Raw genomic sequence first — 13390 nt, 5'->3', positions numbered from 1 at the left:
AGGAGAAGGCGTGAGTACCCCGCTCCGCGACGTCATCACCATTCCCGAGCGTGCCGGCGCGGAGGACTACGTCCTGCGACTGACCGACTCGGTCGGGCACAACGCGGTCCAGCGCACGCTCGACGAATACGTCGTCACCGATGCGCTGGTCGAGGCGTTCGACTCAGCGATGGGCCTGGTGGCCGAGGGCGTCACCTCCGGTACGAGCCGTGGTTCGTTCCTGACCGGCTCGTTCGGTTCGGGTAAGTCGCATTTCATGGCCGTACTTCATGCCCTTCTTCAACACGAGCCGGCCGCCCGCGCCAAGGCTGAGCTTCAGCCCGTGGTGGCGCGTCACGATCCCGTCCTGGCCGACCGGAGGATCCTGCCGCTCGCCTTCCACCTGCTCGGTGCGCGGACGATGGAGGAGGCTCTCTTCCAGGGATACATTCGCCAGATCGCCGAACGTCATCCAAGTGCGCCACTGCCCGCCGTTCACAAGTCCGACGCGCTTCTAGAAGACGCCGAGCGCTACCGGGCGCAGCTAGGTGACCGGCAGTTCTTCGCCGGTCTCAACGGCGAGGCAGATGGTGCGGGCGACGGCAAGGCCGACCCGTGGGCCGCCGTGCTGGGCGCCGGTGAGTGGGATGCGGTCCGCTACGCCGAGGCGCGTGGCGCCTCGGCGGCGAGTCCCAGCCGGCAGAAGCTTGTGTCGGCCCTGGTCGACACGTACTTCCGCTCGTACACCCAGCAGGCGGAGTACGTCGACCTGGACACCGGGCTGGCGGCGATCTCGGTGCATGCCAAGAGTCTCGGCTACGACGCCGTGGTCCTGTTCCTCGACGAGCTGGTGCTGTGGCTGGCGTTCTCGGTGCAGGACCGGGAGTTCTTCCGCCGGGAGTCGCAGAAGCTCACCAAGCTGGTCGAGTCGTCCATCGGCGGGCGGCCCATCCCGCTCATCTCCTTCGTGGCCCGGCAGATGGACCTGCGGCGCTGGTTCGCAGACTCCGGTGCGAGCGGTGCCGAGCAGGACGCGCTGGACCGCGCGTTCCGCCACCAGGAGGGCCGGTTCGGGGTCATTCCGCTCGGCGACGACAACTTGCCGTACGTCGCCAACCGCCGCCTGTTGGAGCCAAAGAACCCTGAAGCTGCCGCGGTTCTCGAAGGTGCATTTTCTGCAATCGACCGGCGCCCCGCCGTCTGGGATGTGCTCCTCGACGGCGTGAACACCGACGAACGCCATCGCGGCTCCGACGAGAAGGCGTTCCGCCTCACGTACCCGTTCTCGCCGGCCCTGGTCTCGACCCTGCGCAGCCTCGCCAGTGTCATGCAGCGCGAGCGGACCGCGCTCAAGGTGATGCAGCAGATGCTCGTCGACCGGCGCGAGACCCTGACCATCGACCAGATCATTCCGGTCGGCGATTCCTTCGATCTCGTGGTTCAGGGGCAGACCGGGCAGGCGTTGGACGCTGAGGCGGCCGCGCTCTTCCGGTCGGCCAACAAGCTATACACGGACAAGGTGCGGCCGCTGCTGCTCGGCATCCACGGCATCGACGAGCGGACGCTGCGGGAAGAGCCAGAGAAGGTTCCGCCCGGCTTCCGTACCGATGACAGGTTGGCTAAGACTCTCCTGCTGTCGGCCGTCGCTCCGAAGGTGCCGGCCCTGATGGCGCTGACCGCTGCCCGGCTCGCGTCGCTGAATCACGGGTCGATCGTGTCGCCGCTGCCGGGCGGTGAGGCGGCCGTGGTGCTGTCCAAGGTGCGCACCTGGGCCCGGGATATCCCGGAGATCCACCTGGACGGTGACGACCGCAATCCGACGATCAGGGTGCAGTTGTCGGACGTCGACTACGAGTCGATTGTGGAGCGGGCTAAGGCTGAGGACAACGATGGCCGGCGTCGTGAGCTGCTGAAGGACCTGGTCAGCCAAAGCCTGGGTGTCACGTTGGCGGCTCAGGATCTGCAGGGCGCATATCCGTACGACTTCGTCTGGCGTGGCTCGAAGCGCAAGGTCGACGTGCTTTTCGGCAACGTCCGTGACCGTAGCTGGTTGTCTGACGACCACTTCCGTGCCGCTCCGGACACTTGGCGCATCGTCATCGATCACCCGTTCGACGACCCTGGCCACTCCACGGTCGAGGATCTAAGACGGCTGGACGAAATGGTGGCCCGGGGCGTACAGGAGCGCACCGTGGTTTGGCTGCCGCGGTTCCTATCGGATGACAAAATCCGTGAGCTGCGACGCCTGGTCATCCTCAACTGGCTGCTCGACGGCAGCGCCGAGCGCTGGCAGGGCAAGGCCGACCACCTCAGCGAGGCCGACCGTGCCCTTGCCCGGTCCATTCTGGAGTCTCAGCGCAACACGCTGCGGCGCAGCCTGGAGGACGCTGTGCAGCAGGCGTATGGCGCCGCGTCGCCACGCCCGGGCGTCCTTCTGGAGGACGCGTCGCACGAGCGTACGCTGTTCTCCTTCGAGCGGCGCTTCGCCCCGGCCAATCCGGTCGGCGCCACGCTCGGTCAGGCCTTCCACAATTTGCTCGATCAGGCGTTCAAGGCCCTCTACCCGGCGCATCCCGCGTTCGAGCCGGGTGATGTGGAGGTCAAGGTCCGCGACCTCAAGGCCGTCGCCCGGTACGTCGCGCGGACAGCGGCGGACAGCGAGAAACGCGTCGAGCTGGAGGCCGATGCCGCAGTGGTGCGTCGGATCGCGGAGCCGCTCGGCGTCGGTAAGGCCACGGAGATGCACTACCTGCTCGGTGACGATCGGTTCACCCCATGGGGTCAGGAGATCGAACGAGCACTCGGCCGGCGGGCGCAGGAACAGGGTAAGCCGGCCGACGGGCCGGTGACCGTCGCGGAGCTGCGGCGCTGGATCCGGGACGTGTCGCCCGCCCATGGCCTGCGGGACGAGGTCGCCGACCTCGTCATCATCGCGTGGGCGGCGCTGCGGCAGCGCGCCTGGTTTCAGCAGGAGACGGCTCTGCCGGTCGTACCGGAGCCGGGCTCGCTCACCCCGGTTATGGAGCTGCGCACTCAGGAGCTGCCGTCGGCCGATGATTGGGAGTCGGCGCGAACCGTGGCTGGCGCCATGCTGGGCGTTGTGGCCGGGGCGTATCTCACCGCGCCGGCTGTGGCCGATTTCGTCGGGCAGGTCACCGCCAAGGCGGCGGAACTGTCGAAGACGGCGCCCGGGTTGGTGGGAGCGATTGAGGCGGCGTACCGGCGCCTGGAGATCGCGGACGGTAACCGGCTGAGGACCGCTCGAGCCGGGTCTGCGCTGGTGCAGCAATTGCGTCACCTCGACGGCGTCAAGCTCGTTCAGGTGCTGGCGAAGGCGAACCTCGGCGATGCCACACCGGTCGCGGCAGGCAAGTCGCTGGCTTCGGCGGAGACGGTCGGGAAAGCGCTCACGGGATTTCCGTGGCACCGGTTGGACCCGCTGCGTGAGGCGATGAAGGGGGAGGACAGCCGCGCTGCGGACGCCGCCGCTGTCGTCAACGGCCTTCGGTCAGCGCTGGAGCAGGACGAGCTGCCGGTACCGATCGGACGCGCGCTCGCAGTTTGCGAGGACGGGATCTTCAGCTGGCTGGCGAAAGCTGCGCCCTCGGCGGATCCTGAGCCTAAGCCGAAGCCATCCGTTGTGTCGGGTCCCACGGCCGGGAGTTCCAGTCGTGCGGGCGGAGCAGGCAACAGCGAAATCATGAACCAGGTGCGGACGTTCCTGGACGCCAACCCCGACGTCACTGTCGAGGTGACATGGCGAGTGCTGCCGTGACCGTCGCCGTGGCCACGACGCGGGTGAGCGCATCGATGGTGCTCGCCATCATCGACGAAGCCCTGGCCAAGAACTACCGTACCGGCGTCATCGGCCTCCGCGGCGTCCCTGATCGGGCCACCTCCGTCGACCTGCAACACCAGGGCCAGACCGTACGGGTCCGGGTGGCCGAGTCCGCACTGGCGGCACGAGAGATGCTCGGCGAGCACCGCGACGGCGACTGGCTGGTGATCGTTACCGACCGTGACGACGACGATCTCGGTGCTGGTATCCTGGCTCATTTCGTCTGGCAGCGGCTGCGCAGACCGGATCCGTGGGAGGCGGTCCGGGCCCGGTTCGCGGCCGCCGGGATCGACCCCGCGTTGACCAGCCGCCCGGACAACCGGGAGCTGGCCACGGCGTTGGTGGCCGCCACCCCGGCCGCAGGCTGGCCGGCCGCGCCGGCCGGCGTTCTCACCCGTACCCATGCGCTTGGTGCCGTTGCCGCCATCCACCTCAACTTCGACACGGACACCGCCGACGTCCTCGGCGTCCTCCGCTGGTCGATCGCCGCGCGCAGTGTCGCCTCCCTCGGCGCTCTGCGCCGTAGCGTCGGGGACCTACTGGCCGACACCACACTCGACTGGATCGCCCAGCGTGCGGGCTCGGCGGCAGGCCCGATACGGGCGCTGCTGTCCCGCGGTGAACTCGCCGACGTGGTACCGCTCGGCTTGGTTCTGCGGCTGCTGACCAACGACCGGTACGACCAGCCAACGACGCATCAGGCTCAACTGGCTCTGGTCCGGCTCGAACCGCGGTGGGGCGAATACAGCCCTACGCCGGCCGCATTGGCCGCCCTCGGGCAAGCCGCGGACGCGCTGCTGTCCGACCTGATTCACGATCGGCGCGCCGACGACGACGTCGCTCGCTGCCTGGACCGGGCCGACGCGATCCTCACCCAGATCCAGGCCGAGCCGCTGGCCCGCCACTCTGAACTTCTCGCCGGCGGATTGCGGGCGCGCTTCGTCGCGCTTGCCGACGGCCTGCGCGGGGCCGTCATGGCGCCCGGCAGCGCCGGCGACACGGACACCGTCGAGAAAGCCTGGGCAGCGGTGCGGGCCCACCGGCTCGCCGCGACCACGCCGTTCCGGGGACCCTTCGAGGCTGCGGTGCGGCTGGTCCGATGGCTTACTGAAGTCGATTCCGCGCCCGGTACCCCCGCGGACACTCCCGAGTTGGGCCTCCTCGCCCGCCGATATCTGGACAGCGCGGCATGGGCCGACGCGGCGATCAACGACGCGTTCGGCGGGGTGGACGATCCGAGCCTGTCCGGTGCGCTGCACGCCGTCGTCACGGCCGCGCAGCAGCGGCGTCGCGCACAGGAACGCCACTTCGCCCGGGCGCTCGCCTCGGCGCCCACCCCTGCCGGCCGCGGTTTGCCAGCCAGCTCGGGAACCGTCTGGTACCTGGAACAGTTGTTGCCGGGCTGCGTCATTCCGCTCGCCCGCAAGGCACCCGTACTACTGCTGGTCCTAGACGGCATGAGCGCCGCCATCGCCACCGAGATCCTGTCCGACGCGACCGGGCGGCTCGGCTGGCTTGAGGCCGCCCTGCCTGGTGCCGATTCGCTGCGAAGGACGGCGGCGCTCGCGGTGTTGCCGTCGGTAACTGAGGTGAGTCGCGCATCTCTGCTCTCCGGCCGCCTCACCCGCGGGCAGCAATCCGAAGAACAGCACGGCTACGCCGAGGTGACCTCCAAGGGCGGGAAGATCCTCGCGCGGCTCTTCCACAAAAAGGCGGTGGACACTACCGCAGCAGGCTGGTCGGTCAGCCCGGATGTCGGCGGCGCCATCGACGACATCGAGCTGCCGCTGGTGACCGTCGTCCTCAACACGATCGACGACGCGCTCGACCGCAGTGACCCCGCGGGCACGGTCTGGACCGCCGATGCCGTCAAACACCTCGAACCGCTACTCGCTCGGGCGGCCGCCGCAGGACGGACCGTCGTCGTGACCGCCGATCACGGTCACATCGTCGAACGCCGTCAAGGCACCCAGCGATCGCACCCCCAGATTTCCAGTGCTCGTTCTCGCCCGGCCACCGCTCCCGTCCAGGAAGACGAGATCGAGGTCAGCGGCCCTCGCGTGCTGACAAACGGCCACCGAGCCGTCCTCGCCGTCGACGAGACCCTCCGGTACGGCCCGCTGAAGGCTGGCTACCACGGGGGAGCGAGCGCGGCAGAGGTGGTCGTCCCGGTCGCCGTCCTCGTACCGGATGAATCCCGCAACCAGGCCGGTCTGGAGTTGCTGCCGCCGCAGGAGCCCACGTGGTGGCTCACCTCTGCGGCCGTTTCGCCGACACCCACCGACTCACCGGCTCCGAAGGCCGCGGGCGGCAAGAATCAAGGGGGGCGCCAGACCGGCCCGACTCTGTTCGATCAGGCGCCGTTTGAGCAGAACCTGTCCGACCAGGCCCCGGAGGTCATTAAGCAACCGACGACGACGCTCGGCCGTGCCGTCGTGACCAGCTCCGTCTATAAGGCACAGCGGAAGATCGCTGGCCGCCTCATCGTCACCGACGATCAGATCGTCGGAATCATCGACGCGCTGGCTGGCGCGACAGCCAACCGGCTGGCGCCCATCCCCGCCGCTCAAGCCCTCGGCGTCGCCCAGACGAGACTGCGGGGTGCGCTGACGCAGGTCCAGCAACTGCTCAACGTCGAGGGGTACGCCGTTCTGGCCGTCGAACCAGCGACCGGCACGGTCACGCTTGACGTCACGCTCCTGTCCGAGCAGTTCGAGGTGCCCTCGTGACGCTGGACGTCTCCCAGCGGCGCCGGCGCGAGGTGATCGATGCGCTTCGCCGTGGAACCGTTCCGGAGAGCGGTCTCGACCTGCTCGCGGTCGGTCTCGACCGATTTTCCGCCGCTCTCGACGGTGAGCTCGACACGGTCAGTTCTGGCGGCGCCGTGTTCAAGGCGGTGCGGGGCGAATACGGCGCTGGCAAAACCTTCTTTACTCGACACTTGGCCGAGCGGGCTCTCCGCCGCGGTTTCGCCGCGGCCGAGGTACAGATCTCCGAGACCCAGACGCCGTTGCACCGGTTGGAGACCGTGTACCGGCGCATCACCGAGTCCATGCGGACGGCGTCGATACCATCCAGCGCGTTCCGCGCTGTTCTTGACTCCTGGCTGTTCACGCTGGAGGCCGATGCGCTCGAAGCTGATTCCGCCGCGGAGGCAGACGTGGGCGCGGCGGTGGATCGGCTCCTCGAACAGCGGCTCGCTCAGGTCAGCAAGTACTCCCCGCTCTTCGCACTGGCGTTGCGTGGCTACCGGGCGGCGTTGAGCTCGGGCGACACCGTCGTCGCCGACGGACTGGCCGCATGGACGGCCGGACAGCCACAGGTCGCGGCGTCGGCGAAACGAGCCGCCGGAATCCGTGGCGAGCTCGACCATTTCGGCGCCATGGCCTTCCTCCAAGGGCTGCTCACTGTCCTGCGGGACGCCGGCCATCCGGGGTTGGTCCTTGTCCTCGATGAGGTCGAGACCCTGCAACGGGTCCGTGGCGACGTCCGGGACAAGGCACTCAATGCGCTGCGCCAGATGATCGACGAGGTGCACTCCGGACGCTTCCCCGGACTGCATCTCGTCATCACCGGCACGCCTGCGTTCTACGACGGGCAGCAGGGCGTGCAACGGCTCGCCCCGCTGGCGCAACGGCTTGCCGTCGACTTTGGCACGGATCCCAGATTCGACAACCCCAGGGCCGTGCAGATCCGTCTGCCGGGCTTCACGATCGGGTCCCTGGCCGAGCTGGGTGGCCGCGTTCGGGATCTCTACGCCGCCGGGTCAACTGCTCCCGACCGGATACGGACTCTGGTCGACGACGCGTATCTTGACCAGCTGGCTCGTGCCGTTGCCGGCGGCCTGGGTGGAAAGGTCGGCATCGTGCCGCGCCTGTATCTGAAGAAGCTGGTGGGCGATGTCCTCGACCGGGTCGACCAGTTCCCGGACTTCGACCCGAGGCAGCACTACGCGCCGACAATGTCGGCAGCGGAGATGACCGACGTGGAACGCAACGCCGCAAGCGCCGACGACATCAAACTAGACGTGTGACCGCCAACCTGCTGCATCCCGTGCTGCTGCACCACATCGTCAACTCCCTGCAATGGCCGGGTCTGCGACCCCTGCAGGAAGCTGCTGTGGGGCCGCTCCTTGCTGGCGAGGACACGCTCCTCCTCGCCGCGACCGCTGGGGGCAAAACCGAAGCGGCAGCGTTTCCGCTGTTGTCCCGGATGGCAGCCGAGAGCTGGTCTGGTACCTCCGTGCTGTACCTCTGCCCGCTCAAAGCTCTGCTCAACAATCTGCTGCCGCGCTGGGAACGCTACGCCGACTGGCTGGGACGGCGAGCCGCGCTCTGGCATGGCGACGTCACCGCGTCGAGACGGCGGGCGATCCTGGCTGCCCGCCCGGACGTGGTCCTGACCACGCCGGAATCCCTGGAGTCGATGCTGGTCAGCCGTAACGTCGACCATCGGGCGTTCTTCGCCGGCCTGCGTACCGTGGTCGTCGACGAGGTGCACGCTTTTGCCGGCGACGACCGCGGCTGGCATCTCCTCGCCGTCCTGGAACGGCTGACCCACCTGATCGGCCGGCCCGTTCAGCGGATCGGGCTCTCGGCAACCGTGGGCAACCCGGATCGCTTGCTGACCTGGCTGCAGGGCTCCGGCGCGGGTGTTCGGGCCGGACGCGTCATCGCTCCTGACCTGCCGGTCGCCGCGACAGCGACTGCGGCGACACCTCCGCCGGGCGAAATCGAACTCGACTTCGTCGGATCCCTGCAAAATGCTGCCACGGTGCTCGCCGGGCTGCACTCCGGTGAGAAACGGCTGGTCTTCTGCGAATCCCGCCAAGCCGTAGAACAGCTCGGCAGTCTCCTGCGGGATCGCGGCATCACCACCTTCCTGTCACACGCCTCGCTGTCCGCTGACGAAAGAAGACGCTCGGAAGAGGCGTTCGCCGAGGCGCGTGACTGTGTCATCGTTTCGACCAGCACACTCGAACTGGGAATCGACGTCGGTGATCTCGACCGCGTCATTCAGATCGACGCACCCTCGACGGTGGCCTCATTCCTGCAACGACTCGGGCGCACAGGTCGGCGGCCCGGCAGCATCCGCAACTGCCTCTTTCTCACCCGCAGCGGCGACGCCCTGCTGGAGGCAGCGGCCCTGCTGGTGCTCTGGGGCCGCGGATGGGTCGAGCCAGTCGTCGCCCCGCCAGAGCCACGGCACATCGTCGCCCAGCAGATGCTCGCGCTCTGCCTGCAAGAACACCGGGTGGGAGATCAGAACTGGCCGCAGTGGTGGAACAGTCTTGACCCCTTCGGCCGCGGCGCCACCCCGATCATTCGCCATCTGATCGATCAGGGCTACCTCGACAGCGACAGCGACATGCTTTACATCGGTCTCGAAGCTGAACGGCGCTTCGGGCACCGACACTTCATGGGCATGACAGCGGTATTCGTCGGAGCACCCGAGTTCACTGTCCTAGTGGGCCGCGATGAGCTGGGCCGCGTTGACCCCGCGCTGCTCACGGAGGAGGTGCAGGGCGACCGTCGACTGCTACTCAACGGGCGAAGTTGGCGGGTCACCTACATCGACTGGCGGCGGCGGCGCTGTTTCGTCGAACCCGCCGAGAGTGGCGGAAAGGCTTGCTGGATGACCGGGGGGTGGGCAGGTCTTGGATTCGAGCTGAGCCGCGCCATGCGGGAGGTACTTCTTGGTGCTGATCCCCCTGTGAAGCTCACTCAGCGAGCAGCGAAGCGGCTCGCTCACGAACGGGATGAACGATCCTCGCTGGTACATCCGGGAGGCAGCGTCATCCTCCGCGATCGGAATGGTGGTGACCTACGGTGGTGGACCTGGGCCGGTTTCCGCGCGAACGCCACCTTGGCGGCCACGTTGACCGAGGTGGTCGACCCGGTCCAACGCTTCGATGACTGCCAGGTCCGCCTACGGGCGAATCTCACTCGGGAAGAATGGCGGGCACTCATCGCCGACGCAGATCAGCGTCTGTGCTTGCCCGAGGTCAACAAGAAAGCTCTTGACGGACTTAGGTTCAGCGAAGCGCTGCCGGAGCGGCTCGCGCTGGCGACGTTGGCGTCTCGCCTCGCCGACCTCGGTGGCGCAACCGCTGTCCTGCAGGAGCCGACGCGGTTCGGTCAGACATAGCCGGGCAGCGGGTCGATTTGGCTGTGTGACGTGTTCGAGTTCGGCTACGAGGTTCGCGAATGTGGCCGCTCCAGTCTCGGGCTCGATGGGACCTCCGACGCGACGCTCTGGCCCTCCAGCGTGCTGACCCTGGCACACCTCACCCTCACCGACCGGGCCCGCCGGCTGAGGGACACGACGGGGGCCTGCACGTACAAGCACTCGGTGGAGGTGTATCAATAATTGTTATTCGTCGCCGTGGCGCCCGGTTGGCTGGGCCGCACTGATCGTGTCGCCGTTGCTGGCCGCCCAAGCCGACCTCTTGTTCCCCAGGGCTGGCCGGCAATATGGGCGTGCAGCGAGGGAGCCCAACCATGATCTTGGCTGCCGCTTCGTCTCGGCGGGCTGCCGGGTCATTCGCGGCGGTCCTGGGCGTCTCGGGGGTAGGGCTGGCAACAGTCAGGGCGGTGCCGGTAGACGCGTGGGTCACGGCCGCGCCGGTGGCCGTACGCGGGTTTGATCTCGTGCAGGCAGGCCTGCCACACGGCGGTCTCCCCACGCCGGGCACCACCTGGCCTGCATTGGGCCCGCCGCTCAGCAGCACCTCCACGCTCTGACGGCCCGAAACGTAGTCAGCGGTCCGGCTGCACCGCGAGCGGCAGGAGCGGGAAGCTTTGTGCCGGGTGGTCGGTGCTCCGTCGGTGCCTCCGGGCAGACTGATGCCGTGCCAGTCATCACCGCCGTTCTCGGGGACATCACGACGCAGGACGTTGACGCCATCGTCAACGCGGCGAACAAGGCTATGCGCGGAGGCGGCGGTGTGGATGGCGCGATCCATCACAGCGGAGGCCCGGCGATCCTGCGTGACTGCATCGCCCGGTTTCCTAACGGCCTCGCCACCGGCGACGCCGGATGGACAACAGCAGGCGACCTGCCTGCCCGGTGGGTCATCCACACGGTCGGCCCGAACTACAACGCCGGACAGCGCGACCGCTCGCTGCTGGTGTCGTGTTACCGGCGTGCCCTGGAGGCCGCCGACGAACTGGGCGCGCGCAGCGTCGCATTCCCGCTGATCAGCACGGGCGTCTTCGGCTGGCCGCGCGCCGATGCCATCTCGGCGGCGATCGAGACCATCGCGGCTGCCGAGACGTGCGTCGACGAGGTGCGGCTCGTCGCATTCGACGAAGCCATGTACAAGCAAACTCGCGCGGCGCTTTGGGTTCGGTGTCCGCCGCCGGTCGGCACAGACACGGTCGGCTTCTTGTTCGAACGCGAGCCAATCCAGTACGGGCTGCGCGGCGATCCCTACCTGTGGCGAGAACTCCGCGCGCGGTTCGCCGACACCCCGCTGCCAGACGACTGGTTCACCTTACGGACGCTCATCATGGACACCATCGAGCAGGTTGTTGGCGAACATCTCGGCAGCCGCGAACTCGCACGATGGCACGACAGCGCCGAAGCGGTATACGTCCCCGAGTTCGATCCAGGCCACGGCATGTCTGCCGGCGCCGTCCAGGTTCGGTGGTGGCTGCACACGGGAGTGCCGATCTTACTCGACCGCTACGCCGCGTTACGTGAATCCGGCGGATTCCCGGCTGACTGACTCACTCTCACCTACACCTGATACAACTGGCCACCGCCAAACCATCGCGACGTTGCGCGTACGGCAACTCGAGCGTCGGGCTGCCGTCCAAGCGCAGCAGGTCGAAGACGTAATAGACGACCGGCGTGCTGCACAGCAGACGCTGTGTCGGCGCCGACACGTGCATGCGGCTCTGCAGCCCGGGAGAGCGAGGGGCCGTCGCCCGCCTCTAAGGCGACGATCTCCCCGTCGACGACTGCCCGCCGAGAGCACCCCATCGAGATGGCGCTTTACGTCCGAGGGAATACAGCAATCATCATCGACATCCCCAAGCGCTGCGGGCTGCGCTGAAGGGCAGCGGTGCCGCCGCGGCGCGGCGACGGGTTGCCAAGATGGTGGGGGACAGGCCGGCGACCTTGCCGTCGATCAAGATGCCGCTGCCGTGTGGGCCGGCGATGGTGGCGCCCTGGTGTCATCCGTCCGATGAGATTCGCCTCTCGAAGGGGCGAGGGTGTCGGCGTCGGGGTATGTCGTCGAGGTCGCCGGTGACCGCAACGCGGCGGGTCAACCCGCTGCCGGTGCAGGATCGGGGCGATCCCGGAGAAGTAGGTAGGCGACCAACAACGCCGCGAATGCTTGCCGGGATGGCCGGGTGCCGTCGGAGGCAGGCTGCGCGGGTAGGTCTGGTTGGACGGGCTCCCGATTGACGATCGCCGCCGTAGGGTCGACGGTGACTGTTATGGCTTTGCCCGTGATCAGGTTTGCTCTGCCACTGGCGTCGGAGGTGCGCTGGTCGGACATGCTCGCCGTAATGCTTGCGACCGATCCCGTGCCTCTCGGCGAAGTGCTTGGGTTGTCCGGGCCGCTGTGCGACGTTGTCGTCCACCGGGAGGTAGCCGTTGATCCCGCGAGCCAGCCAGACATTATCATCGAGCTGCAGGGACAACGGATCGCAGTCATTGAGGTGAAGGTACTCGCGGGCCTCGGTACCGCACAGCTGGAGCGGTACGCCGACGCCGTCCCGGACGCTGCTGTCTACGTGCTCGTGTTTCCTAGCCGTCTCGTCATTGACGTCGGGCCGAGTTCAGGCTGGCGGATGCTCACATGGGAGACGCTGCTCGACGCGTATCAGACCAGCAAGGATTCCTGGGTAGCCACCTGTGCGACCGCTTGGCGCGAGCACCTAGACCGTGCACTGCCGACCGTCGATGCCGCAACAGTGTGGAACGACCTGGTGCCCGGGGAAGACTTCGTCATCGCGCTTCGTGCGCGGATGTCATGGCTTCACGGGCAGCTCGCACCTCCACCGCCGATTCACCATGATCTTGTCTCCTCCTCCGCCGGCGTCAGCTGGGTCGTCCGGTTGTACACCGAGGCTGCGGAGAAGGGCTACCTAATCCTGGTCGAGGTCGAGGAAAACCTGCCGGTACGAGACTTCCCCAAGTACTTGAGCAGCGGCTCCCGGCAGCCGCGCGGGCCGTCGATCAAGGTGTGCCTGCAGCAGCAGGACATCACCACATCCGCCGGCTACAACTGGCACTACCTTGCAGCCATGTGGCCACTCATGCAAGGCGCGCGAGGCGATTGGGTTACCAACCCAGCCCGCCCCAAAGCCCCGCACGACAAGGCGGGCCACCAAGAGATTCTTGCCGGTGGCGCACCCCCATACCTCGGTATCGGGTTCGGTGAAGCTCAGGCCAAGATCTCTGGCGCGTGCATGTTCGGCGCCCGTATTCAGCTGCCAGCGACGATCTCCCTCGGAGAAGTCTCGCAGGAACTCTCCAGCCTGTACGACCTGATCATCGGAATGGCGCGCGTTCTCCCGCCCACCAAACCGCAGTAGTCCCGTCGCTCCTGTAGTGAAT

General features: G+C 67.6%; 6 protein-coding genes and 1 pseudogene. 6 read left to right on the top strand and 1 reads right to left on the bottom strand.

Features of this window, described 5'->3' with window-relative positions; translation table 11 throughout:
* Positions 1-10 precede the first annotated feature (10 nt).
* The 4 genes from ABT006_RS30285 to ABT006_RS30270 are packed head-to-tail and all read left to right on the top strand — an operon-like array spanning position 11 to position 9964.
* On the top strand, positions 11-3754 hold the full coding sequence (locus ABT006_RS30285; protein ID WP_350711886.1) for a DUF6079 family protein: 3744 nt from the start codon (positions 11-13) through the stop codon (positions 3752-3754).
* A complete protein-coding gene (pglZ, locus tag ABT006_RS30280) occupies positions 3751-6546 on the top strand; it encodes a BREX-2 system phosphatase PglZ (RefSeq protein ID WP_350711885.1) in 2796 nt (931 codons plus the stop codon). Before ABT006_RS30285 ends, pglZ begins: the two co-directional genes overlap by 4 nt.
* Positions 6543-7850, top strand: a complete 1308-nt coding sequence (brxD, locus tag ABT006_RS30275) for a BREX system ATP-binding protein BrxD (RefSeq protein ID WP_350711884.1) — start codon at positions 6543-6545, stop codon at positions 7848-7850. The genes pglZ and brxD overlap by 4 nt, the downstream gene beginning before the upstream one ends.
* Positions 7847-9964, top strand: coding sequence for a DEAD/DEAH box helicase (locus ABT006_RS30270; RefSeq protein ID WP_350711883.1), 2118 nt, complete (start codon positions 7847-7849; stop codon positions 9962-9964). The genes brxD and ABT006_RS30270 overlap by 4 nt, the downstream gene beginning before the upstream one ends.
* Before the next feature lie 392 nt (positions 9965-10356).
* Here the strand turns inward: ABT006_RS30270 and ABT006_RS30265 are convergent.
* A pseudogene (locus ABT006_RS30265) lies at positions 10357-10553 on the bottom strand (hypothetical protein).
* 114 nt (positions 10554-10667) lie between these two features.
* Between ABT006_RS30265 and ABT006_RS30260 the strand changes: the two are divergent.
* Positions 10668-11546, top strand: coding sequence for an O-acetyl-ADP-ribose deacetylase (locus ABT006_RS30260; protein WP_350711882.1), 879 nt, complete (start codon positions 10668-10670; stop codon positions 11544-11546).
* A 718-nt stretch (positions 11547-12264) separates the two neighbouring features.
* A complete protein-coding gene (locus ABT006_RS30255; RefSeq protein ID WP_350711881.1) occupies positions 12265-13368 on the top strand; it encodes a PDDEXK-like family protein in 1104 nt (367 codons plus the stop codon).
* Positions 13369-13390: the final 22 nt, after the last annotated feature.

The organism is Micromonospora sp. NPDC002717, from assembly GCF_040295705.1.
Taxonomy (GTDB): Bacteria; Actinomycetota; Actinomycetes; order Mycobacteriales; family Micromonosporaceae; genus Micromonospora.
The sequence above is the reverse complement of the archived record's forward strand: the minus strand, read 5'-3'. Positions and strand labels throughout refer to the sequence as shown.